Origin of the sequence: Pseudaquabacterium pictum (assembly GCF_005403045.1) — a bacterium.
Classification (GTDB): Bacteria; Pseudomonadota; Gammaproteobacteria; order Burkholderiales; family Burkholderiaceae_C; genus Pseudaquabacterium; species Pseudaquabacterium pictum.
On the sequence record NZ_BJCL01000008.1, the window covers coordinates 255,873 to 280,889 of the forward strand.

Genomic DNA, 25,017 nt, shown 5'->3' on the forward strand with positions numbered 1-25,017 from the left:
GCTAGCCGGCGAAGAACCGCTCGACCAGGGCGAACTGCGCCGGCGTGTTCAATGCCGGCGCATGGCCGCAGCCGGGGATGGTGACCACCACGGCGCGGGGGCCGCGGTTGCGCATGGCCTCGGCCACATCGGGCAGCAGCAGGTCGCTGTCGGCGCCGCGCAGCACCAGCACCGGGATCGGCAGCGCGTCCCAGGCATCCCACTGGTCGTAGTCCTGCGGGTGGACGGTGAACTGGCGCACCATCGCCGGGTCGTAGTGCGGCGTCACCCGGCCGTCGGGCAGGCGGCGCACGCTGGTCTCGGTGAGGCGCCGCCACTGGGCGTCGGTCAACGTGCCATAGGGTTGGTAGATGGTGCGGAAGTACTGCTCCAGCGCGCCCACGGTGTCAAAGGCCGGCGGGCTGCCGGCATAGCCGCGGATGCGCGCCACGGCCGGCGCGGCCAGCTCGGGGCCGATGTCGTTCATCACCAGCCGTTGGATGCGCCCGCGCAGCACCGTGGCCGCCGCCCGCAGGCCGATGGCGCCGCCCATCGACGTGCCCAGCCAGTGGCACTGGGCGATGCCGAACTGGTCAAGCAGGTCCTGCGCCTGGGCGGCGTAGAAGCCCAGGTGGTATTCATCGTCGGGCGCCGGGCTCCACTGCGACAGGCCGCGGCCCAGGGTGTCGGGGCAGATGACGCGCCAGCGCTGGGCGAGGTGGGCGGCGATGTCGTCCATGTCGCGGCCGGTGCGGGCCAGGCCGTGCCAGGCCACCACCACCTCGGCCCGCGGATCGCCCCAGGCCGTGACATGCAGTTCGCGGCCCTGGCAGACCAGGTAGTGCGAGGTGGGCGTCATGCGCCGCTCCGCGCCGCCAGCGCCCGGGCCCGCAGCCGGCCCACCACGCCGGTGGGGAAGTGGTAGACGCTCAGCACGAACAGCACGCCCAGCCACAGCAGCCAGCGGTCGGGCGTGATGAAGGCGCTGAGCACCGGCACGCCGTCGAGCGCGGTGGCGCCCAGCTTCAGCAGGTCCTGCAGGTAGTTCTGCGCCAGCACGAACAGCACCGCGCCCACCACCGCGCCGTACACCGTGCCCATGCCGCCGATCACCACGATCAGCAGGATGTCCAGCATGATCTCGAAGCTCAGCGTGGTGTCGGGCCCGGTGTAGCGCAGCCACAGCGCCAGCAGCACGCCGGCCAGCGTGGCGAACAGCGCGGCCAGCACATTGCTGAGGGTGCGGAAGACCACCGTGCGGTAGCCGATCGCCTCGGCCCGGAAGTCGTTCTCGCGGATGGCCTGCAGCACCCGGCCGAAGGGTGAATTGACGATGCGCAACAGCGCCGCAAACGCCACCAGCACCACCACGAACAGCAGGTAGTAGCTGAGCACCCGGCCGTCGATGGAGATGCCCAGCACCGGGCCCGAGAACGGCTCGAACGACGGGCTGAGCACCGCCGGGTTCTTGAAGGTGAGGCCGTCTTCGCCGCCGGTGAAATCGCTCAGCTGCGAGGCCAGGGTCTGGAAGGCCGAGGCCACGGCGAGCGTGATCATGGCGTAGAAGATCGCCTTGACCCGCAGCGAGAACAGCCCGATCACCAGCGACAGCACCAGCGACACCCCCAGCGCGCAGCCCGCGCCCACGGCCAGCGCTGCCCAGCCCTCGCCCATGCGGGTGCTGGCAATCGCCACGCCGTAGGCGCCGATGCCGAAGAACATGGTGTGGGCGAAGCTGACGATGCCGGTGTAGCCCAGCAGCAGGTCGTAGCTGGCCACCAGCAGGATGAACACCAGGATCTTGGCCGCCACGCCCAGCGGCTTGCTGCCGGGGAACAGGAACGGCGCCGCCGCCAGGCCGATCAGGATCAGCAGCAGCGTGGCGGCCAGCCAGCGGCTGCGCGGCAGGTCATGCGAAAGCAGTCTGTTCAGCATGGCGCGCTCAGCGGTTGGTGACGGGATACAGGCCCTGCGGCCGCCACAGCAGGATCGCCACCATCAGACCGATGTTGGAGAACAGCGCCACCTTGGGTGCCAGGAAGCCGGTGTAGTTGGCCATCAGCCCCACCAGCAGCGCGCCGACGAAGCAGCCCAGCGTGCTGCCCAGGCCGCCGATGATGATGACGATGAAGATCAGCACATTGACCTGGGCGCCGATCTGCGGCGTCACGTTCTGCTGGTACAGGCCCCACATCACGCCGCCCAGCCCGGCCAGCGCCGATCCGGCCACGAACACGCCGACGAACAGCCGGCGGATGCGATAGCCCAGGCTCTCCACCATCTCGCGGTCCTGCACCCCGGCACGGATCAGGAGGCCGACCTTGGTGCGATTGAGGGTGAAGGCCAGCGCCGCAAACACCAGCAGGCCGATGCCGGCGGCCATCACCCGGTACTTCTCGACCGAGGCATCGCCCACCAACCAGGAGCCGGTCAGCGACGAGGGCAACGGCAGCGCGATCTGCTGCGGGCCCCAGATGACCTTGATAATCTCCTCGCCGACGATCATGCCGCCCATGGTGATCAGGATCTGCTTCAGGTGCAGGCCGTAGACCGGCCGCACGATCACCCGCTCGAAGGCCCAGCCCACCGCGCCAGCCACCGCCATGGCCACCAGCATGGCGCTGAACACGCTGACCAACTGCAGCGCACCGGACTCGCCGGCCCAGGGCGTCATCGCGGCCATCACCGTGGTGGCCATGAAGGCGCCCAGCGCGATGAACACGCCGTGGCCGAAGTTCAGCACGTCCATCAGGCCGAAGACCAGGGTCAGGCCCGAGGCGATGACGAAGATGATCAGCCCCATCGCCAGCCCGGCGACAGTCAGCGTGACCCAGGTGCTGGGCGAGCCGATGGCGGGCAGCGCCAGCGCCATCAGTGCGGCCAGCAGGGCCAGCGGGCGCCAGTCGAACTGGGCCTTGGGCACGGCGGTCGCGGCGGCCGCCGGGGTTTGCACGGTGGCAGCGGTGCTCATTGGTGCGCTCCCAGGCTCAGGCCCAGCAGGCGCTGCTGCATGCCCTCGTCGCCGGCCAGCTCGGCCATGGCGCCGCGGTGCACCACCCGGCCGTTGTCCATCACCGCCACGGTGTCGCCCAGGGCCTTGGCCATCATGAAATTCTGCTCCACCAGCAGGATCGTGGTCTTCTGGCGCTTGAGTTCGCCGAAGGCATCGATGAGGTTGCGGATGATCGACGGCGCCAGGCCCTTGCTGGGCTCGTCGATCAGGATCAGCGCACGCGGCTCGACGATGGCGCGGGCCACGGCCAGCATCTGCTTCTGCCCGCCGCTCAGCTTGCCGGCCGGGTAGAGCCAGAATTTCTTCAGCGCCGGGAACAGGCTGAAGATCCAGTCCAGCCGCTGGCTGTCCAGCTCGCTGGCGTTGCGGGCCTTCCGGGCGGCCAGCACCATGTTCTCCTTCACCGACAGGTCGGTGAAGATGCCCATGCTCTCGGGCACGTAGGCGATGCCTTGGGTGGCGATGTCGGGCGTGGCCACGCCCTTCAACGACCGGCCCTGGAAGCGCAATTCGCCCTGGCTGGCCGGCCACAGGCCCATGATGGTGCGCAGCGTGGTGCTCTTGCCGGCGCCATTGCGGCCCAGCAGCATGGTGACGCCGCCTTCGGGCACGGCGAAGTCCACGCCATGCAGGATGTGGTACGCCCCAATGTGGGTGTGCACCCCGGTCAGCTCCAGCAGGTTGGTGCTCATGCCGGTTCTTCCGCCGCCATGCCCAGGTAGGCCTGCTGCACCACCGGCGAGGCAATCACCGCCGCCGGCTCGCCGTCGGCCACCAGCTGGCCGTTGTGCAGCACGATGATGCGGTCAGCCAGCTCGCGCACCACGTCCATCTTGTGCTCGACCAGCAGGATGGTGCCCTTGCCGCTGGCCCACAGCTGGGCCTTCAGGCCGCGGATCAGGTCCAGGATCACCGGCACCTCGTCCACGCTCATGCCGGCGGTGGGTTCGTCGAACATGAACACCTTCGGGTCCAGCGCGATCAGCAGCGCCACTTCCAGCTTGCGCTGGTCGCCATGCGGCAGCGCGGCGGCCAGCAGGTCGGCCTTGCCGGCCAGGCGCACCTGGGCCAGCACCGCCTCGGCCTCGTCGATCCAGGCCTTGCGGTCCAGCCAGACGCGGAACAGGTCCACCCCGCCCCAGCCGCCGCCCTGCCCGCGGCCGGCTTCACGCGCCTGGATGGCCAGGCGCACGTTCTCGCGCACGGTGAGGTTGGCGAACAGCTGGGTCAGCTGGAAGGCCCGGCCCAGGCCCAGCCGGGTGCGCAGCGGCGCCGGCAGGCCGGTGATGTCCTGCCCGTCCAGCAGCACCTGGCCGGCGCTGGCTGGCAACTGGCCGCTGATGAGGTTGAAGTAGGTCGTCTTGCCCGCGCCGTTGGGCCCGACGATGGCCGTCAGCGTGCCGGGCTGGAAGGCACAGGACACCGAATCCACAGCCACATGGCCGCCGAAGCGGATCGTCAGGTCGCGGGTCTCGAGCACGGCAGGCTCAGCGCTTGTTGCGGATGGGCACTTGCATTTCTTCCGCCTTGATCTCACGAACCAATTCAGGCACGCCCCAGGCGAAGGCCGGGTCCACCTTGATCTTGAAGTGGTACATGTCCTGCAGCGCCTGGTGGTCTTCCTTGCGGAAGGTCATGCGGCCCTTGGGCGTCTGGAAGCTCATGCCCTCCATCGCGGTGATCAGCTTCTCGGTGTTGGTGTCGGCCTTGGTCTTCTTCAGGGCCTCCACCACGGCGATGGCCGCGCTCATGCCGCCAGCGGTGAAGAAGTCGGGCGGGGTCTTGTACTGGGTGTAGTGGTTGGCCACCAGCCATTCATTGACCGGGTTCTTCGGGATGCCGAAGTAGTAGTACAGGCCGCCTTCCATGCCGGGGAAGTTCTTGTAGGCCGTCATCGCCGGCAGGATGTTGCCGCCGGTGGCGATCTCGATGTTGTGGCGCTTGAAGTCCAGCTCGGCGATCTTGAACGGGTTGCCGCCGGCCCAGATGATCCAGACGATCTTGCGGCCGGGCTGGTCCTTGAGCTTGTCGATGATGCGCTGGGCGGCGGCGGTGAAGTCGCTGGTGGCCGCGGGCAGGTATTCCTCGTGCGCCAGCTTGGCCTTCTTGATGGCCTCCTTGAAGGCCTTGACGCCGTCCTTGCCGAAGGCGTTGTCCTGCGCCAGCGTCACCAGGGTGGTGCCGGGCTTGTCCAGCGCCACGGCATTGGCGATGGCGTCCTGGCTGGAGTTGCGGCCGGTGCGGAAGATGTACTTGTTCCACTTCTCGCCAGTGATGCTGTCGGCCACGGCGGGCTCGACGATCAGGATCTTCTTGTACTCCTCGGCCACCGGCAGCATGGCCAGCGCCACCGGCGATGCGGTGGGGCCGACGGCGATGTCGACCTTGTCGTCGGCATAGGCCTGGGCCAGCAGGGTCTTGCCCACGTCGGGCTTGCCCTGGTCGTCCTTCTCGATGACCACCAGCTTCTTGCCGTTGACGGCCATGGTGCCGCCGGTGGCGTAGTTCAGGCCCATGTTGAAGCCGACGATGGTCTGCTTGGCAAAGGCCTCCAGCGGGCCGCTCTTGCTGCTGATCAGCGCGATCTTGACTTCGCCCTGGGCCAGGGCAGCGGCGGGGGCCAGCAGGACGGCGGCGGCCAGGGCCAGCGGTTGCAGGCAGGCCAGGCGGCGGGTGGTCGGGCGATGGGTCATGGTGTCTCCTTGGGGGATGGGTGGCCGTGCCGTGGCAGCGGTCGTGGGTGCCACTCCGCAAGCGCAGTGCCAGCAGGCACCAATTCAGGGCAAACCCTTGGTTTGAGGCCGATTTCAGGCCGCCAACGGCAGAAGGCGCCCAGTCAGGCGCCGTCCAGCCAGCATCAACCGCCCGAGAAGCAGACACTCGACATGCCAAGATGCCTGCAAAAGAGACATTGTCTGAATATCAGGCAGAAAATCCCGTGTCGATCGGCACATCGACCCAGAAGGCGCAGCCGCTGCGGCGGTGCGGGTCCAGGCCCAGCGTCGCGCCCATGGCCTCGGCGAGGCGCTGCGCCAGGGCCAGCCCCAGACCCAGGCCACCCTGCGGGCGCGTCAGCGACGGGTCGCCCGGCTCGAAGGGCCGGAACAGCCGCTCCAGCTGGCTGCCGTCGATGCCGGGGCCATCGTCGGCCACCTCCAGCCGCAACTGCGCCGGGCCGCCCGCGGCCGGTTGCCAGCGGGCCTGCAGCAGCACCGTGCCGGCGGCGCTGAACTTGACGGCGTTGTCGACCAGCACCTCCAGGATCTGGCCCAGCCGCTGGCCGTCCAGCAGCACCCGGGCCGGCAGCACCGCCGGCACCTGCACCTGCAACACCAGACCCTTGGCCTGGGCGGCGGTGGCATGCGCCGCCTGCACGCTGGCCAGCAGGGCCCGCAGATCGGTGGGCTCGGCCTGCATCCGCGCCTGGGCGTCCAAGGCGACATAGTTCAGCAGGTTGTCGAACAGGCCGTTGAGCTGGCGACCGGCGGCCAGGGCCCGCGCCAGCTGGTCGGCCTGGCGGTCATCGGCCGCGCGGCGGCGCGCCAGTTCCAGCAGACCCATGATGCCGTTCAGCGGGGTGCGCAACTCATGGCTGACGATCGACAGGAACACGCTCTTGGCCCGGCTGGCGGCTTCGGCCACCGTCTTGGCACGCTGCAGCTCGGCCGTGCGGGCGGCCACCTCGCGTTCCAGCAGGTCGCGGTCCAGCGCCAGCTGCGCCGCGGCGCGCTGCTCGGCATCGGCGCGCAGGCGCTGCAGCTCGGCATCCAGCCGGGCGTGCTCGGCCGTGTGCCGGGCTTGCGCCAGCTCGGTGCGGTTGAACAGCAGCCGGGTCTGCAGGTCGGCGCGGCGCTCGCGGGCGGCCAGTTCCTCGGCGTGCAGCCGCTCGAGCTGGTCCAGCGCGGTGGCCAGGTCACCACGCGCGCGGCAACCCTGCACCAGCTGCCGGCGCGCGCGCAGACGCAGGTCGGGATCGGCCGGCGGCGGGCCGGCATCGAGCTGCTGCACCAGGGCGTGCTGGCTGGCGGGATCGGGCGCCACCTCGAAGGCCATGCTCGCCAGCGCCAGCTCCACCGTGGCCTGCAGACCGGCATAACCCTGCGCGCGGGCCAGCACCAGGGCCTGTGCAAAGTGCTGGCGGGCCAGGTCGACATGACCGAGGCGCCGGTGGATGCCGCCCAGGTTGGCCTGCACCGTGGCCGCGGAAAAGCTCCGCGGCATCGACTGGACCACGGCGGCCGCCGTCTCGGCCAGCGGCAAGGCCTGCAGCAAGGCCTGGCGCGCCGGCTCGCCGGCGAGCCGGTCCGCCTCCAGCACCCAGCGGCGCGACAGGTTGTTGAGCGCCGACACCCGCACGTCCAGCGCTGGCAGCTGGTGCGACAGTTCCAGCGCCTGGATCAGCAGGTCCAGGCCGTGGCGCTCGCCGTCGGCATCGTCGGCGGCCGTGCCCAGGCGGTTCAGCGCCCAGCACTCGGCGTTGGCGTCGCCACAGGCGCGGGCCAGTTCCAGCGCGGAGGCGGCATGGGCGACGGCCAACTGGTGCAGGCCGGCACGCTCATAGGCCATCGACAAGGTGCTGTGCGCCTGCGAGAGCAGCGCCGCTGGCCCGGCGCCGGCCAGCGCGCGCTGGCAACTGGCCACCGCACCTTCCACGTCGCCCAGGGCCACCTGGTGGCGCGCCAGCATGGCCTGCGCCTCGGCGGCCAGGCCCACGTCGCCATGCGACGCCGCCAGATCGGCGGCCTGCCGGGCCAGGCTGGCGCCATGCCGGTAGGCGCCCTGGCCACGGGCGGCATCGGACTCGGCGAGCAGGTTGCGGATCTGGTGCGCAGGCGACGGAACGGTGTCCATGCAGCATCCTAGAGCGCTGGCAGGGCACGCCGGCGCCGTGGGTCGCGGTTCAGCGCCAGTCGGCCGGCAGCTTCTCGTACAGCGTGGCGCGGGCGATGCCCAGCAGCCGGGCTGCCGCCACCTTGTTGCCGCCGGTGGCGGCCAGGGCGGCGGTGATGGACCGCGCCTCCAGCTCGGCAATCGCCTGCGGCAGCGGCTGGATCGCATCCAGCGCCCCCACTGCCGGCGCCGGCGCCGCGGTGGGTGCCGGCGGCGCGGGTGAAGCGGCCACCGCAGGCAACCGGCCGGCGCGCGGCGCGGCGGCCAGCGCGCTGTCCAGGTCCTCCGGCCGCAGCACCGGCGCGTCGGTCATCAGCGCGGCCTGCTCCAGCACATTGCGCAGCTCGCGGATGTTGCCGGGCCAGTCGTGCCCGGCCAGGCGGTCCAGCGCATCGGCCGACAGCGCCTTGTGCGGCAGGCTGCTGCGGCGGGCGATGTCGTCGAGCAGGGCCTCGGCCAGGGCCTCGATGTCGGTCAGCCGCTCGCGCAGCGCGGGCAGGCGGATCGGCAGCACGTTGAGCCGGTAGTACAGGTCGGCGCGGAAGCGGCCGTCGGCCACCATCGTGGCCAGGTCGCGGCTGGTGGCGGCGATCACCCGCACGTCCACCTTGATGACCTGGTTGCTGCCCAGCGGCTCCACCTCCTGCTCCTGCAGCGCGCGCAGCAGCTTGGCCTGCAGGGCCAGCGGCATGTCGCCGATCTCGTCGAGGAACAGCGTGCCGCCGTCAGCCACGCGGAACTTGCCGTCGCGGCCCTTGCGTTCGGCGCCGGTGTAGGCGCCGGCGGCCACGCCGAAGAACTCGGCCTCCAGCAGGCTGTCGGGCACGGCCGCGATGTTGACGCCGACAAACGGCTTGCCGGCCCGTGGTGATGCCGCATGGATGGCATGGGCCAGCAGCTCCTTGCCGGTGCCGGTCTCGCCCAGCAGCAGCACGGTGGAACCGGTGGCCGCCACCCGCCGGGCCTGGCGCTTGACTTCCAGTGCCGCCGGGCTGCTGCCGATGTAGCCGGCGATGGTGTACTTGGGCCGGCGGTTGCGCACCTGCTCGGCCACCAGCTGGCGCTGGGCATCGGCCAGCTCGCGCTGCAGCTGGGCGAACTTGGCCATCAGCGGCTGCATGGTGCTGTCGGGCGTGACGCCGGACTGGTCCATCAGCACCATGCCCAGCGCGCCGATCACCTGACCGGCCGCGTCGCGCAGCGGCACCCGGCTGACCAGGAAGGTGCCGGCCTTGTTGGTCAGCAGGTCGACCATGATCGGCTGGCCGCTGTCGATCACCTGGGCCAGCAGGGTGTTGGGCACCACTTCCTCGACCAGGCGGCCGACGAACTCATGCTCGCCCGCAAAGCCCAGCGCCGGCAGGAAGCGCTTGTAGCCCTCGCTGATCCACACCACGCGGTGCGACCGGTCGACCACCATCATGCCCTGCACCGTCTGGGCATACAGGTCGAACATCGACTGTGCCGCCAGCTTCAGCAGGCTGTCGGCATCTTGCGGCAGCACGGGCAGGGTCGGCATGGTGGCGGTCGCGCGGGGCAGGCCCGCACTGTACGGCAGGCCCGCGGCCGGCCCGCTCAGCGTGCCGGTGGGCTGTCGGGCGGATCGGCCGGGCTGTCAGCCCCGGCCGCCGGCGCGGTGGCCGCCCCGGCAGCGGGCCGGTCGATCAGCCGGCGCAGGCCCCGGGCTGCGCCGTCCACCTGCTCGGCCAGGTGGCGGGCCTCCAGGGCAGACAGGCCGGCCGCCCGGCCCGGCTCGCCGCGGCGGGCCGTGGCCACGGCGGCATTCAGCACCTGCAGGTGCTGGCGGGCGGCGCCGCTGTCCAGCGGATCGGTGGGCGGTGGGGGCAGCGGCCGCGCCGGCAGGTGCAGCAGCGCCCAGGCCACGGCCAGGGCCAGCGCCACCAGTGCGCCCTGGGCCCACACCAGCAGGGTGATGCGCTGGGCCAGGGCGACCGCATCGCCGGCAGCCTGCGCGGCGGCCTGTTCGGTGGCCGTCCACCAGGCCTCCAGGTCGGCACGCAACCGTTCATAGGCCTGCTGCGCCTCGCCTGTCAGCAGCTGGCGGGCCAGCGCGGCGGCGGCGGGGTCCTGCGTGGATTGGCGTGACGCGGCGAGCAGCCGGTCCTGCGCCGTCCAGAAAGCGGCCAGGCTGGCCTGCACCTCGGCATGGTGGCGGCGGTCGGCATCGTTCTGCAGGCGGCGGGCCTGGCTCTGCATGCGCCGCTCGACCTGCTGGCGGCTGGCCTGCAGGCGGTCTTCCAGCGCGGCGCGCTCGGCATCGTCGCGCAGCGTCAGGTGCAGCGCCGCCATGCCGCGCTGGTCGTCGATCTGGCCGGCCAGCAACCGGGCCTGCTGCAGGGTGGGCAGCACCACGGCGGCCTGGGCCACCACCTGCGCCTCGACATCGCGGCTCTGCGACACCGACACGCCGGCGAGCAGGCCCAGGGCCAGCAGCAGGAGCACCAGCAGCTGGCGCAGACGGGTGGCGGGCGGGGCGGAGAGGCTCAACAGCATGGCAGCGGCAACATCGCCAGCGATGATCGGCGCGCCGGTCTGCCGACCATCGACCGAAGAGCGGCCTTGCACGCAGGCTGATCGGGCTCAAGCCGCCCGGGCCGTCGACCGGCCGCTCAGGCGCGCGGCTTGCGCGGCCGGCGGCCTGGCCGACCTGTCGGCAGTGCCGCCTGGGTGCCGGGCACGTCGGCCTGCATCGCCGCTTCGGCATCGGCCACGATGCGGGCCAGCCGGTCGGCCAGCTTCTCGGTGCTGAGCTGCTCGCGGAAGCGCTCGACCATCAGCGCCAGCGCCAACGGGCTGGGCGCGCGCAGCTGCACGGCCGCCACCGTCCAGGCCCGCAGCCGCCGCAGGCTGGCAGCCAGCTGGCGCAGGTTCAGCTCCTGCGCCAGCACCTCGGCATCGGCCTGGTGCAGCAGGCGGTTGCCGGGGTCGTACTGGCGGAACACGTCGTAGAACAGGCCCGAGCTGGCCTGCAGCTGGCGCGTGCTCTTGGGCGCGCCAGGGTAGCCGCTGAACACCAGGCCGGCGACACGGGCGATCTCGCGGAAGCGCCGGCGCGCCAGCTCGCTGCTGTTCAGGCTGGCCAGCACATCGGCCAGCAGGTCGGGGCCGGGGTCGAACACCGACTGGTCGTGCACCGTGGCCAGGTCCACCTCCTCGGCGGCCAGCAGCTCGAAGCCGTAGTCGTTGACGCTGATGCTGAAGGTGTTGGGCCGGTGCTGCGACAGCCGCCAGCCCAGCAGGCTGGCCAGGCCCAGGTGCACATGGCGGCCGGCGAACGGGTAGACGAACAGGTGCCAGCCCTCGCGCGAGCGGTACTGCTCCACCAGCAGCGTGCCGGCGGCCGGCAGCTGCGACAGCCGGCGCTGGGCATCGAGCATCGGCGCGGCGGCACGCAGCTCGGTGTCGATGGGCACGGTGTCGGCACCCGCTTGCTGGACACCGGCCAGCACCGCCAGCGTGGCATCGGCCAGCTCGGACGACAAGGGCATCTTGCCGCCGGCCCAGCTGGGCACCACGCCGCGCTTGCCGGTCGCCTTGCGCACATAGGCCGCCATGTCCTGGGTGCGCACGTACTCCAGCACCCGGCCGCCGAAGACGAAGCAGTCGCCCTTGTTCAGCCGGGCGATGAAGCTCTCTTCCACCTGGCCCAGGGTGCCGCCACTGAGCCACTTCACCAGCATCGCCGACTCGCCGACGATGGTGCCCACCTGCAGCCGGTGGCGCAGCGCGATGCCCTTGTCGGACACCCGGTACACGCCGTCCTCGCCACGCACCACGCGGTGGTACTCCGGATAGGCGCCCAGCGAGGCACCGCCGCGCTCGACGAAGTCCAGCGCCCACTGGAAGCTCTCGGCCGGCAGCGCCCGGTAGCTGTGGGTGCGGCGCACCTCGGCCAGCAGCGCCTCGGCGGTGAAGCCGCCGCCCAGCGCGATGCTCACCAGGTGCTGCACCAGCACGTCCAGCGGCGCCTCGGGTGCGTGGCGCGGCTCCACCTGGCCCGCGGCCACGGCGCGGCGGGCGGCCACGGCCTCCACCAATTCCAGCGTGTTGGTGGGCACCAGGGTGATGCGGCTGGGCCGGCCGGGCTGGTGGCCCGAGCGGCCGGCACGCTGCAGCAGCCGCGCCACGCCCTTGGCCGAGCCGATCTGCAGCACCCGCGTCACCGGCAGGAAGTCCACGCCCAGGTCCAGCGACGAGGTGGCCACCACCGCCTTCAGCGTGCCGGCCTTCAGGCCGGCCTCCACCCACTCGCGCACTGCCTTGTCCAGCGAGCCGTGGTGCAGCGCGATCTCGCCGGCCCAGTCGGGCCGCGCGGCCAGCAGCATCTGGTACCAGGCCTCGGCCTGGCTGCGCACGTTGGTGAAGACCAGCGTCGTGCCGCCGCCGGCAGCCACGGTGCGGGCGATCTCCTCGGCCACCGGCTGCTGCATCTGCGCGCCCAGGTGGCCACCCCAGCTGAAGCGGCCCGGGTTGGGCGGCAGCAGGGTGTCGATGACCAGCGCCTTGTCGATGCGGCCCTGCACCAGCACCGGCGGCCCGTCGCCCGGCGGCTGCGGGCCCTGCAGCATGGCCAGCGCCTCGGGCAGGTTGCCCAGGGTGGCCGACAGGCCCCAGACCAGCAGCCGCGGGTTCCAGCCGGCCAGGCGGGCCAGCAGCAGCTGCACCTGCACGCCGCGCTTGTTGCCCACCAGCTCGTGCCATTCATCCACCACCACGGTGTGCACGCCGGCCAGGCGCTCGGCGGCATCGGCCCTGGTCAGCAGCAGGGTCAGCGATTCGGGCGTGCTGACCAGCACCGTGGGCAGGCGCCGGTCCTGCCGCGCCCGTTCGGCGCTGGACGTGTCGCCGCTGCGCAGGCCCAGGGTCCAGGCCGGCGCCAGGTCGGCCAGCGGTGCGGACAGGGCGCGCTGGCTGTCGGCGGCCAGGGCACGCATCGGCGTGATCCACAGGATCCCGGCCGGCGGTGCGGTCTTGCCGGTGAAGGGCACGCCCAGCGCCGCGGCGCGGGCCAGCGCGCCCAGGGCCACCGCATAGGTCTTGCCGGCGCCGGTGGTGGCATGCAGCAGGCCGCCGCGGCCGGCGGCCATGGCCGCCCAGACCTGGCGCTGGAAATCGAAGGGCTGCCAGCCGCGGCGCTGGAACCAGGCATCTGCGGCGGTCGGCTCCAGGCTCATCGCCCGGATTGTGCCGACGCGCCTGCCGATCAGCCGCCGAGGCCCAGCGCGGGCAGCAGCTGGCCGGTCAGCGCCAGCTGCCGCATGCGGTTGGCCAGCAGGCGGTGCGCCTGGTCGGCACGGCGCTGGGCGATGGCGTAGCGGCTGTCGCGCAGGGCGATCAGCTGCTGCAGGCTGCGGCGGCCGGCGTCGAACTGCAGCTCGCCGGCGCGCACCAGCTGGTCGTACTGCTGCAGCTGCCGGTCCAGCACCACCAGCGCGCGCTCGGCGATGGCGATGCGGGCGCCCAGGGATTCCAGGTCGGCACGCACGGTCTGGGCGATGCGGTCGGCCTCGGCCTCGGCCGCCTCGGCCCGGCGCATGCCCTCGTTGCGGCGGGCGATGGTCTCGCCCATCACCGGGAAATCCCAGCGCGCGACCAGCTGCCAGTTGCTCTTCTGCTCGGTGGTGAGGATGGGGTTGGTGCGGTCGCTCAGGCGCTGGCGCATCTCGAGGTCGATGCGCGGCGCGAGCAGCGACACCGGCGGGCGCACCCGCTCGCGGGCGGCGTCCGCACGCAGGCGGGCGGCCTCCACCAGGCCGGGCTGGCCATTCTGCAGCGTGGCGGCCGGGACTGGCGCCAGCACCACCGGCGCCACCTCGCGCACCTCGGTGCCCACCTGGGCGGCCAGCTTGGCGCGGGCGCTGGTCTGGTCGGCCAGCAGCTGCTCGTGGGCGATCTCGGCATCCAGCAGCGACGCCTCGGCCTGGGTGGCATCGGCCGCGCTGGCCTTGCCCGCGTCGGTCTGCTGGCGCACCTGCTCGGCCAGCTTGCGCACCGCCGCCAGCCGCTCGGCCGCCGGGCCCAGCTGGGCCTGCACATGCAGCAGCTCGACATAGGTTTCGGCGATGCGCTCGGCCGCGTCTTCGCGGGCGCGGCGCAACTCCTGGTCGGCGGCGGCCAGGTCCCGCTCGGCGCCGGCCAGTTCGGCACGGTCGTTGCCGCTGTTGTAGAGGTTCCAGCGCAGGCCCAGCTCGGTGCGGTCGGTGGTGCGGCTGATGGCGCCCTGCAGGATCTCGGTCTCGCGGCCCTGGCCGTAGCTGGACTGCAGGTACAGCGACGGGCCCAGACGCGAGCGGGCCTGCAGGCGGCGCTCGTCGGTGGCCTGGCGCTGGGCCAGGGCCACGCGCACCTGCGGCTCGCGCGGCAGGATGCGGGCCAGCAGGTCGGCCAGGCGCTCGGGCTGGCCGGCGGGCGGCGGCGGCGGCGCCGCGGGCAGCACCGCCGGCGTGGCCGGATTCAGCCAGGGCAGGAACGGTGCGTCGGCGGGCGCGGCAGCACCCTGGGCGGCGGCCGGTGGCAGCCAGGCGGCCAGGATCAGCGCCAGCGGAGCGGCCAGGGCGTGCGGGGGAAGACGAGGCATGGGACGGAACTTCTTCAGGAGGGCCGAAGCCGGGGAGGACAGGCCAGGCGCCGGATCAGCGTTCCTGCAGCGCGCCCTGCACGCTGCGCAGCACCGGCTTCAGCAGGTACTGTGCGACGCTGCGCTCGCCGGTGAGGATGCCCACGTCCACCGGCATGCCGGGGGTGATGGCCAGCGGCTTGCCGTGCAGCTTGAGCTGGTCGCGCGGCGCACTGATCTGCACTTCGAAGTACGGCTCGCCGGTCTTCTCGTCCATCACCGCATCGGCGCCCAGGTTCTGGACCTTGCCTTCGAGCTTGCCGTAGGTGGCGGCGTCGTAGGCCAGCACCCGCACATGGGCATCGTGGCCGATGCGCACGAAACCGACGTCGGACGGCTTGATGCGGGCGTTGATCAGCAGCGTGGCTTCCTCGGGCACGATCTCCAGGATGGCCTTGCCGGGCTGGGCCACGCCGCCGAGGGTGGGCACCAGCACGCGGTTGACGACACCATCGACCGGCGAATACACCTCGCGCCGCGCCACCCGGTCCTGCTGGCCGCTGAGGGTGCTGGCCAGGGCCGCCACCTTGGTCTCGTACTCGCTGCGCTGCGCGCCCCACTGCGAGCGGGCGCGGGCGCTGGCCTCCATCGCCGCGGCCTGGGCCTCGGCCAGGTTGGCCTGCAGGCGCGGCACGCTCTGGCGCAGGCCATCCAGCTCGGTCTGCAGCTGCAGCAGGCGCTGCTGCGCGGCCAGGAAATCGGCGCGCGCGCCGGCGCCCTCGCGGAACAGCCGCTCCTCGATGGCGAAGCTTTCCTCGGCCACGCGCAGCGAACCCTGCAGGCTCTGGCTGCGGGCCTGGGCCTCGGCCAGCTCGCTGCGGCGTGCCTGCACCGCCTCGCGGGTGGCCGCGCCGTTGGCCTGGAATTCCTGCATCGCGTCGCGCCAGAGCTGGGTCTCCTTGGCGATCAGTTCAGGCGCTTCGCGCTGCCACTCGGGGTCGAAGCGCGGTGCGGTGCCGGTCAGCAGTGCATCCACCCGCGCCCGGGCGGCCAGCGCGGCCAGCTGGTTCTGGCGGCTTTCGCCGACGCTGGCGGTGTACTGCGCGGTGTCCAGGCGGGCCAGCAGCTGGCCCTTCTTCACCGGTTGGCCGGGGGCCACCAGCATCTGCTGGACGATGCCGCCTTCCAGGCTCTGCACCTCCTGCACCCGGCTGGGCGGGATCACCGCGCCGCGGGCCTGCACCGCCACATCCAGTTTGGCCACCAGGGCCCAGACCACGGCACACACCAGGAACAGCACCACCACGGCGATCATCGCCACCACGGTGCGGCGGGGGCCGCGGTCGGGGTCGATCTGATCGCCGGCCGGGCCGCGCATGCCGACCATGTCACCTGTCAACTCGCTCACAGCTGCCCCTTCAGGCGGTCGGCCACGAAGCTGGCCGGCCCGCCGGCCGCGCGCGTCGGCATGGCGGCGCCGCCGGCGCCGCGCTGTGGCGGATCATTCGCGGCCGGGCTGGCCGGCGGGTTGCCAGGCTCGGCACCGGCCGCCGGCTTGGTGGCACCACCACCCTGCTGCTGGGCAAGGGCGCGCAGCACCTCGTCGCGGCGGCCATCGGCCACCACACGGCCACGGTCCATCACCACCAGGCGGTCGACCAGGGCCAGCATGGCCATGCGGTGGGTGACCAGCACGATCGTGGTGTCGCCCAGCGCACGCAGGCGGGCGATCAGCTTCTGCTCGTTGCCGGGGTCGATCATGCTGCTGGGCTCGTCCATCAGCAGCAGCCGGGGCTTGGTCAGCAGCGCGCGGGCGATCGCCACGATCTGCCGCTGGCCGCCGGACAAGCGCTCGCCACGCTCACCCACCTGGGTGCCCACGCCGCCGGGCAGCTGGGCCACGATCTCGTCCAGGCCCGACACCCGCATCGCCTCCAGCAGCGCGGCATCGTCGGCCTGCACCCGGCCGAGCTCGATGTTCTCGCGCAGCGTGCCGTGGAACAGCGTCACGTCCTGCGGCACATAGCCGATCTGGCGGCGCAGGCTCAGCGGCTCGAGCTGGGTGTTGACGATGTCGTCGACCAGCACGCTGCCGGTGGTGGGCGCGTACTGGTTGAGGATCAGGCGCAGCAGCGTGCTCTTGCCCGAACCCAGCTTGCCGATGATGCCCACCCGCTCACCGGGGCGGATGCGCAGGTTCAGGCCTTCGACCACCGGCGGCTGGCCGGGGTAGGCGAAGTTGACGTCACGGAATTCCAGCCGCCCGGTCATCGGCGGCGCCTGCAGGCTGACCGGCGCCTCGTCGGTGGGCGCCTTCATGATCTTGTCCAGCGCTTCGTAGCTGAGCTTGGTCTGCTCCCAGCGCACCACCAGGCCGGCGATCTGGCTGACGGGCGCCAGCGCCCGCCCAGTCAGCAGGCTGACGGCGATGATCTGGCCCAGCGTCATCGCGTGTTCGCTCATCAGCACCGCGCCCACGGCCACCACCGCCACGTTGGCCAGGCCCAGCACCATGGTGTTGAGGTAGGTCACGCGGGAGCTGATCTCGCGGGTTTCCAGGCTGTTCTGCGAGATGGCCTGGGTCAGGCTCTCCCACTTGCGGCGGCTCCAGGCCTCGGCGCCCAGGCTCTTGATGTTGTCCAACCCGTTCATCGTCTCGAACAGGTGGGCGGTGCGCTGGCTGCTTTCCTGCATCGATTCATTGACCTTGCGCGCCAGCGGCCGGCGCGACATCAAGGCGATGCCCAGCAGCACCGGGATGGCCAGCAGCGGCACCACCGCCAGCCAGCCGCCGACCAGGGCGATCACCGCCAGGTAGAGCAGCATGAAGGGCAGGTCGCCCAGCACGGTGAGGGTGCTGGTGGCGAAGAACTCGCGCACCGATTCGAAATCGCGCACGGTGTTGGCCAGCACGCCGCCCGAGGCCGGCCGCGAGGCGGCCCGCATGCGCAGGCACTGGGCGAAGACCTGGGCCGACAGCGCCACGTCGATGCGCCGGGCAGCTGCCTCCAGCAGGTGGCTGCGCAGCAGCCGCATCATCAGCTCGAAGCCGATGATCATCACTGCCGCCACCGTCAGCACGCCCAGGCTGCCCAGGGCGTTGTTGGGGATGACGCGGTCGTAGACCGCCATGCTGTAGAACGGCACCAGGGTGCCGAACAGGTTCAAGGCCAGGGTGCCCAGCAGCGCCCAGGTGAACATCCAGCGGTTGCGGTTGAAGGTGTCCCAGAACCAGCGCTTGGCCTGCGGCAGGGTGTAGAGCAGGCTGCGGGTGTCGAAGTGCATGGCCGGGCGGACCGCCATCCACAGCGCGCGCGGCACCTCCTGCTGCAGCATCTCGGCACTCAGCCAGGTGCTGCCGTCGATGCCAGGCACATGGCATTCGAAGCGCCCGTCCTTCATGCTCACCACCACCAGGCAGCTGCCGCCCTCGCCCAGCAGCAGGGCCGGCATCTCGGTGGGCCGGCGCGGCCGGCCCACCGGCAGTGGGCTGCCCACCAGGCCGGCATGGCGCAACAGCTCGGCCATGGCCTCGCCCGACAGCGCAGGACCGTGCGTCAGGTCGTGCGAGGCCAGGCTGTCGCGCAGGCGCTCGACCTGCACCGGCGTGCCCAGGAAGCGGGCGAGGAACACCACGCTCTCGTGCAAGGGCACGGGACCGACGGTGGTGGGGGTGGGCTGGCTGAAGCTGACGGTCATGGAACTGCTTTCAGGCGATCACTGCGCGCAGGCGATTGGATCCCAGATGGGCCGGCCCGTGGGCGGGAACACCGGGCGGATGCCGGTGCAGTTGCAAGGCACCCCAGCCGCGGCGCGCGCGGTGGGTGCCGGAAAGCGCCATCGCCACGCCGCCCTCTCGGGCAGCGTGGCGATGGTGGACGGCACCCGCAGGTGCCGCCCCTGGCATGGCCCGCGTGCTGCGGGCCATGGATCAGGCTGCCGCCGGCGCGTGGGCGCAGTCGGCCCGGCTCAGGGCCGCCAGGCGGCGCAGCGCTTCCGAGGCATCACCGCAGCCGGCCGCGGCATCGCCGCAGTCAGCCAGCGTGCCTGCGCCCTGGGGCGTGGCGCCCAGCAGACTGTCGAGCGAGCTGTCGTTGCCCAGCAGATCCGACATCGTCGGCAGCGTGACACCGGCTGCCGCAGCATCTTCGGCCGACACGTTGAAGTACACGTCGGTCATCGCGATGCTCTGGCCATCGGCCAGGGTGGCGGTGCTGCGCTCGAGGTGCAGGTTGCCCTGCGCGTCGAGCTGCGGCAGCTCGGTGTAGGCCACCGTCAGGCTGGCCACGCCGGCGTCGACCAGGCTGACCATCTCACCGGCGTCGGTGGCATGGTTGCCGTTGGCATCGCGCCAGACCATCAGTTGGCCGAAGGCCGCGTCCAGGTCGTTGACCAGACCGTCGCCGTTGCTGTCGAACGAGGCCAGCTTGGCGAAACCGTCGCCCTTGCCGTTGCCGCCGAACAGCTCGGCGATGCTGTCGATCTTGCCGTTGCCGTTGGTGTCGATCGCCAGGAAGCCGTCACCGCCGGAGATCCAGCCCGAGACCACCGCCTTGCCGTTGCCGAACAGATCGAAGCTGCCGCCCGCATCGGCACGCGCCACGGTCTGGATGCCGTTGCCGTCCAGGTCCAGCACGATCGGCGTGATGCCGGCGTCGCGCGTCTGGTCGCTCTGGCCCGAGTGCAGCGTGAACTGGCTGGTGACGGTCAGGTTGGTGGTCGACGTGGCGTTGCCGGTCACATCCGAGTCCCGCGTGTCGTCGCCGGCATCCTTGACCGCCCACTTCCAGGCGTTCATGTTGAAGCCGCGGTGCATCACGTTCGCCTTGTCGAACTGCAGCACGTAGCTGCCCGGATCCAGGTTGCTGAACTGGTAGTTGCCGGTGCTGTTGGTCGTGGTGGTGTGCAGCACCGTCGTACCGGTGCTGTTCAGCAGCCGGACGATGACGTTGGCGATGCCGACCTCACCCGCGTCCTGCAGGTTGTTGTGGTTGCTGTCCTCCCACACGCGGTCGCCCACGCTGGCCTTGCGGTAGATGCCGGCATCCACCGTCAGGTCGTGCTCGTTGGCATCCAGGGTGATGACGCTGGTCGTGCCGCTGCTGTTGGCATCGGAATCGGCCGCGTCGTTACCACCCAGGTCAGTCTTGGTGAAGTTCCAGCCCGCGGCAGTGACGAACCGCACCGTGTACTTGCCAGCGTCGAGATTGTTGAACTCGTACAGGCCGTTGGCGTTGGTGGTGGTGGTGTGTGTGATGTCGTCCTTGGTGCCGAAGACACCGTCCTTGCCCGCACCGGTCAGGATCACCTTGACGCCGGACACGCCGGCCTCGCCATGGTCCTGCACACCGTCGAAGTCCTTGTCCTCCCACACGCGGTCGCCAAGCGAGCTCTTCAGCGCGCCGGTGCCGGTGTAGTAGGCGTCGTCCGCGTCGGTCACGGTGCGGCCGCTGCCGGTGCTGTCGGCCGCGGTGACGGTGCCGGTGTTCTTGATGGTGCCGGCCGAGGCCACTTCCTTGGCGGTGTAGGTCCAGGTCTCGTTGGTGTCGAGCAGGCCGTCCTTGTCAGTGTCGCCACTGACATAGGTGACGGTCTGGATGCGGTCGTCGACCAGCACCACGTCCTTCAGCGCCGTGTCGCCGGTGTTCTTCACGATGTAGGTGAAGGTCACCGTGCTGCCGGTCTTGACTTCCAGTCCCGGAGGCGCATCGGCGTCGTACAGGTCGGACGCGACCACACAGCTCCAGAGCGTCTTGTCGGTGTTCCAGTCACAGCCCTTGGTGTTCTCGCGCTCGTAGGCCTTGCTGCAATCGTCATAGCGGCCGGTGTCCACACCCCACTTGGTGTGGGCGATGACCTGGTCCTTGCTGTAGGCGTAGTCGACCTTGGTGTGGCAGGCGTTCAGGTAGGCCGCCACGCTCTCGCGCAGGAACTTGTCGACGCTGGCGGTGCCGGTGCCGCAGAGGATCTCGTAGATCGACTTGGTGCCGCCGGCCAGGTTGCAGCCGAAGATCTGGTTGAAGCTCTCCTTGCCGGTGATGCCGCTGACGCCGCTCCAGCCGCTGGGCGTCTTCACCTCAGCCCAGTAGCCGGTGAACCAGCTGGTCGACACCCACTGCATGCTGCTGGTGGTGACGCACTTGGACAACCATTCGCCGCAGGAGCCGCCCTCGCTGCCGCCGTGGTTGCTGGTGGTGCTGAGCGTGCCCGACACGTACTTCTCGACATCGATGCCCAGCTTGGCGACGCCGACCAGACCGGCGTCGACCGTCAGGTTCTGCTGGCCGGCAGCGAGCGTGACCACGCCAGTGGTGCCGGTGGTGGCGTTGGCGTCGGAGTCGATCGCATCGCTGTTGTTGGTGTTGGCGTCGGCCGTGGTGAAGCGGTAGCCGGTCAGGCCGCCGAACGTCACCTTGTACTGGCCGGCATCGAGGTTGCCGAACAGGTAGGCGCCGTTGTTGCCGGTGGTGGTGGTGGCGGTGACGTCGTCGGCCGTGCCGAAGCTGCCGTCCTTGCCCGCGCCCTGCAGCGTGACCTTCACGCCCGACAGGCCGCGCTCACCCGTGTCCTGCAGGCCGTTGCCGTTGACGTCTTCCCACACGCGATCGCCCAGCGAGCTCTTGAGCGCGCCATTGCCGGTGTAGTAGGCATCGTCCTTGTCGGTGACCGACGCCACACCACCCACCGAATCCACCGCGGTGACGGTGCCGGTGTTCTTGATGGTGCCAGCCGAGGCCACTTCCTTGGCGGTGTAGGTCCAGGTCTCGTGGGTGTCGAGCAGGCCGTCACGGTCGGTGTCGCCGCTGACGTAGGTGACGGTCTGGATGCGGTCGTCGGTCAGCACCACGTTCCGCAGCGCGGTGTCGCCGGTGTTCTTCACGATGTAGGTGAAGGTCACCGTGCTGCCGGTCTTGACTTCCAGTCCCGGGGGCGCGTCGGCGTCGTACAGCTGGGTGTCGACCACGCTGCTCCAGATCGACTTGCTGTCGAACCAGTTGCAGCCCTTGGTGTTCTCCGACTCGTAGGACTTGCAGCCGTCATCGAACTTGCCATTGTCGGCACACCACTTGGTGTGGGCCAGCACCTGCTCCTTCGAGAACGCGTAGTCGACCTTGTCGTGGCAGGCGTTCAGGTAGGCCGTCACGCACTCACGCATGAACTTGTCGGTGAGCGAGGTGCCGGTGCTGCGCAGGCAATCGAACAGGTTGCGGGTACCCCAGCTGAAGTTGCAGCCGAAGATCTGGTTGAAGGATTCACCGCCGGTGCAGCCGGAAACACCGCTCCAGCCGGTGCTGGTCTTGCACGAGGCCCAGTAGCTGCTGTGCGCGCCCTCGGTGCCACCGCAGTCAGGCGTGCTGGTCTGCGTGCCCGAGACGTACTTCTCGACGTCGATGCCCACCTTGTAGACGCCGGCGTCCCAGCTCAGGTCGGTCTCGCCGGCGCTGAGGTTGGTGTTCGCCATCTGGCCCCACTGCAGCGTGGCGCCCGGCTGGTCGGCGCGGATCTCGACGTCGGAGTCGATGCCATCGGACGTGTTGCTGTTGACGTTCGGCCGGGTGAACACGAAGCCCGACGGCAGGGTGGCCTCCCGCACGTCGATGAAGTAGTCGCCGGCCTTGGTCAGGAAGCTGTAGTTGCCGTTGGCATCGGTGGTGGTGGTCAGCACCGTGGTCTTGGTGACCGCGTCCTTCAGGTCGATGGTCACGCCCGACACGCCGGCCTCGCCGGTGTCCTGCAGGCCGTTGGCGTTCTTGTCGTACCAGATCCGGTCGCCGATCTTGGCCTTGGCCGCCTCGGTGACGTAGTGGCTCATGTCCGAGTCGCTGGGGCCGCCGTTGGCGACGGTGACCGTGGCCTTGTTGGCATACACGCCGCCGGTGGTGGCGGCCTGCAGCACCAGCTGCTCGAGCTTGAAGAAGTCCTCGGGCGAGGTGTCGGTGGTGTCGGCCGCGATGATCAGGGTGTTGCCCGCCAGGTTGCCGGCGTTCAACTCCGCCCAGCGGGCAGCCGACGAGGTGGTGGTGTTCACCTCGCTGAAGGCCATGCTGGACAGCACCGCATTGCTCATCGTGGTGATCGGGCTGTTGGCATTGCCGATCCACATCTGCAGGTCGCTGTCGCAGACGACATAGCCCAGGAAGGCCTTGTCGATGACCACGTTCTGCGAGAACTGGAACACGATGTAGTTGTCGCGCCCGGTGTTGTCGATGGTGTGGAGCTGGTCGCCAGCGCCATCACCCTCGCTGCTGTCGGTCACGCCCAGGCCGCCGCCATAGGCGCCCAGGAAGGCTTCCGACCAGGCGCCGGTGCTGCGGTCACGGCTGAAGGCCTCGGCGTTGACGGTGATGCCGTTGGCCGTGTAGCTGCGCACATTGCCGTCGGTGCCGTCGGTGGCCGAATTGCCGCTGAAGTCGAACGTGGTGGTGGCGCCCATGCCGTTGAGGGCCTGCACCGTGCCGGTGGCATTGTAGAGCCAGGTCTCGCCAGCCTCCAGCAGGTTGTCGCCGTCGTCGCCCGACTGGTAGGTGACCTTGCCGTTGGCCGTGGTCAGGTCGTCAGCAGTGTTGCCGACCGTGCCGTTGTCGTCCACGATCGACACATCGGCCTTGGTGAAGCTGGTGTTGCCGGTGTTGGTGACCTTGTAGGTCCAGGTCACGTCCGAGCCCACGGTCAGGATCGGCACGCCGGCGCCATTGGCGGTGTCCTCGTTGTCGTAGTCGGCCGCGGTGGTGTTGGAGTTGCTCGAACCGCTGGTGGTCTTCTCGATGTCGATGCCGGGGCGCTGGACGATCTCGCCGAAGTTGTTGTTGATGCTGTCCACGCCCGCGGGCAGCGTGATGGCGCTGAGCACGTCGTTGCCCAGGGTGCCGCCGGTCGAGCCCAGCGTGTCCTTGCCGTCCAGGTAGCCAGCGGGCTGGGTCTCGGTCACCGTGTAGGTGCCCGGACGCAGCGTGTCGAAGCTGTACTTGCCGGTCGCGTCGGTCGTGGTCGTCAGGCTGACCGGGTTGCCCAGGTCGTCCGTGCCGGTGAGCTTGACCGTGACACCGGGGATGCCGGTCTCGCCAGCGCCCTTGACGCCGTCGTTGCCGGTGTCTTCGTAGACGAAGCCCGACAGGCTGGAGGCCTTGATCTCGCCGAAGTTGTTGTTGATGCTGTCCACGCCCGCGGGCAGCGTGATGGCGCTGAGCACGTCATTGCCCAGGGTGCCGCCGGTCGAGCCCAGCGTGTCCTTGCCGTCCAGGTAGCCGGCGGGCTGGGTCTCGGTCACCGTGTAGGTGCCCGGGCGCAGCGTGTCGAAGCTGTACTTGCCGGTCGCGTCGGTCGTGGTCGTCAGGCTGACCGGGTTGCCCAGGTCGTCCGTGCCGGTGAGCTTGACCGTGACACCGGGGATGCCGGTCTCGCCAGCGCCCTTGACGCCGTCGTTGCCCGTGTCTTCGTAGACGAAGCCCGACAGGCTGGAGGCCTTGATCTCGCCGAAGTTGTTGTTGATGCTGTCCACGCCCGCGGGCAGCGTGATGGCGCTGAGCACGTCGTTGCCCAGGGTGCCGCCGGTCGAGCCCAGCGTGTCCTTGCCGTCCAGGTAGCCGGCGGGCTGGGTCTCGGTCACCGTGTAGGTGCCCGGGCGCAGCGTGTCGAAGCTGTACTTGCCGGTCGCGTCGGTCGTGGTCGTCAGGCTGACCGGGTTGCCCAGGTCGTCCGTGCCGGTGAGCTTGACCGTGACACCGGGGATGCCGGTCTCGCCAGCGCCCTTGACGCCGTCGTTGCCCGTGTCTTCGTAGACGAAGCCCGACAGGCTGGAGGCCTTGATCTCACCGAAGTTGTTCTCAACGCTGTTCGCACCGGCGACCAGCGTGATGCCGCTCAGCAGGTCGTTGCCAGCGGTGCCACCGGTCGTGCCGATGGTGTCCTTGCCGTCCAGGTAGCCAGCGGGTTGCGTCTCGGCCACGTTGTAGGTGCCCGGGCGCAGGTTGGTGAACTGGTAGAAACCGTTCGCGTCGGTCGTGGCAGTGGCCGTGACCGGGTTGCCCAGGTCGTCGGTGCCCGTCAGCTTGACCTCGACCCCGGCAATCGGCGCCTCGCTGTTGCGCACGCCGTCGTTGCCCGCGTCTTCGTACACGTAGCCGCTGAGCTTGGCCGGCGGCAGTTCACCGAAGTTGTTCTCAACGCTGTTCGCACCGGCGACCAGCGTGATGCCGCTCAGCAGGTCGTTGCCAGCGGTGCCACCGGTCGTGCCGATGGTGTCCTTGCCGTCCAGGTAGCCAGCGGGTTGCGTCTCGGCCACGTTGTAGGTGCCCGGGCGCAGGTTGGTGAACTGGTAGAAACCGTTCGCGTCGGTCGTGGCAGTGGCCGTGACCGGGTTGCCCAGGTCGTCGGTGCCCGTCAGCTTGACCTCGACTCCGGCAATCGGCGCCTCGCTGTTGCGCACGCCGTCGTTGCCCGCGTCTTCGTACACGTAGCCGCTGAGCGCGGCCGGCGGCAGTTCACCGAAGTTGTTCTCAACGCTGTTCGCACCGGCGACCAGCGTGATGCCGCTCAGCAGGTCGTTGCCAGCGGTGCC

The 25,017-nt window shown here is 70.4% G+C and carries 14 protein-coding genes; all 14 read right to left on the minus strand.

The genetic code is table 11. The features are described 5' to 3' along the window. Window position 1 precedes the first annotated feature (1 nt). Window positions 2-838, minus strand: a complete 837-nt coding sequence (locus FFT10_RS16790) for an alpha/beta fold hydrolase (protein ID WP_137733991.1) — start codon at window positions 836-838, stop codon at window positions 2-4. Further along, window positions 835-1,914, minus strand: coding sequence for a branched-chain amino acid ABC transporter permease (locus tag FFT10_RS16795; protein WP_137733992.1), 1,080 nt, complete (start codon window positions 1,912-1,914; stop codon window positions 835-837). Before FFT10_RS16795 ends, FFT10_RS16790 begins: the two co-directional genes overlap by 4 nt. Window positions 1,915-1,921: 7 nt before the next feature. Then, window positions 1,922-2,950, minus strand: a complete 1,029-nt coding sequence (locus FFT10_RS16800) for a branched-chain amino acid ABC transporter permease (RefSeq protein WP_137733993.1) — start codon at window positions 2,948-2,950, stop codon at window positions 1,922-1,924. After that, window positions 2,947-3,684 carry an ABC transporter ATP-binding protein gene (locus FFT10_RS16805; RefSeq protein ID WP_137733994.1) on the minus strand — a complete coding sequence of 246 codons (738 nt, stop codon included), beginning with the start codon at window positions 3,682-3,684 and terminating at the stop codon, window positions 2,947-2,949. The genes FFT10_RS16800 and FFT10_RS16805 overlap by 4 nt, the downstream gene beginning before the upstream one ends. Continuing rightward, window positions 3,681-4,472 carry an ABC transporter ATP-binding protein gene (locus FFT10_RS16810; RefSeq protein WP_137733995.1) on the minus strand — a complete coding sequence of 264 codons (792 nt, stop codon included), beginning with the start codon at window positions 4,470-4,472 and terminating at the stop codon, window positions 3,681-3,683. Before FFT10_RS16810 ends, FFT10_RS16805 begins: the two co-directional genes overlap by 4 nt. Before the next feature lie 7 nt (window positions 4,473-4,479). Then, window positions 4,480-5,685, minus strand: a complete 1,206-nt coding sequence (locus FFT10_RS16815; protein ID WP_137733996.1) for a substrate-binding domain-containing protein — start codon at window positions 5,683-5,685, stop codon at window positions 4,480-4,482. Window positions 5,686-5,914: 229 nt separating this feature from the next. Next, the gene (locus FFT10_RS16820) at window positions 5,915-7,843 is read right to left on the minus strand and encodes an ATP-binding protein (protein ID WP_137733997.1); all 1,929 of its coding nucleotides are present in this window, start codon (window positions 7,841-7,843) and stop codon (window positions 5,915-5,917) included. 49 nt (window positions 7,844-7,892) lie between these two features. Continuing rightward, window positions 7,893-9,401, minus strand: coding sequence for a sigma-54 interaction domain-containing protein (locus FFT10_RS16825; RefSeq protein ID WP_137733998.1), 1,509 nt, complete (start codon window positions 9,399-9,401; stop codon window positions 7,893-7,895). A gap of 56 nt (window positions 9,402-9,457) precedes the next feature. Next, on the minus strand, window positions 9,458-10,396 hold the full coding sequence (locus tag FFT10_RS16830) for an MCP four helix bundle domain-containing protein (RefSeq protein WP_137733999.1): 939 nt from the start codon (window positions 10,394-10,396) through the stop codon (window positions 9,458-9,460). 116 nt (window positions 10,397-10,512) lie between these two features. Next, on the minus strand, window positions 10,513-13,077 hold the full coding sequence (locus FFT10_RS16835; RefSeq protein WP_137734000.1) for a ligase-associated DNA damage response DEXH box helicase: 2,565 nt from the start codon (window positions 13,075-13,077) through the stop codon (window positions 10,513-10,515). 29 nt (window positions 13,078-13,106) lie between these two features. Continuing rightward, entirely contained in the window at window positions 13,107-14,480 is a 1,374-nt protein-coding gene (locus FFT10_RS16840; RefSeq protein ID WP_137734001.1) for a TolC family protein, read from the minus strand. 55 nt (window positions 14,481-14,535) lie between these two features. Beyond that, window positions 14,536-15,867 (minus strand): HlyD family type I secretion periplasmic adaptor subunit, encoded by a 1,332-nt coding sequence (locus tag FFT10_RS16845; RefSeq protein ID WP_228027147.1) that lies wholly within the window; start codon window positions 15,865-15,867, stop codon window positions 14,536-14,538. Beyond that, entirely contained in the window at window positions 15,864-18,158 is a 2,295-nt protein-coding gene (locus FFT10_RS16850; protein WP_137734002.1) for a type I secretion system permease/ATPase, read from the minus strand. The genes FFT10_RS16845 and FFT10_RS16850 overlap by 4 nt, the downstream gene beginning before the upstream one ends. A 232-nt stretch (window positions 18,159-18,390) precedes the next feature. Beyond that, window positions 18,391-25,017, minus strand: a 6,627-nt coding sequence (locus tag FFT10_RS16855) for an SdrD B-like domain-containing protein (RefSeq protein WP_174246123.1), incomplete at its 5' end; no start/stop codon positions are given.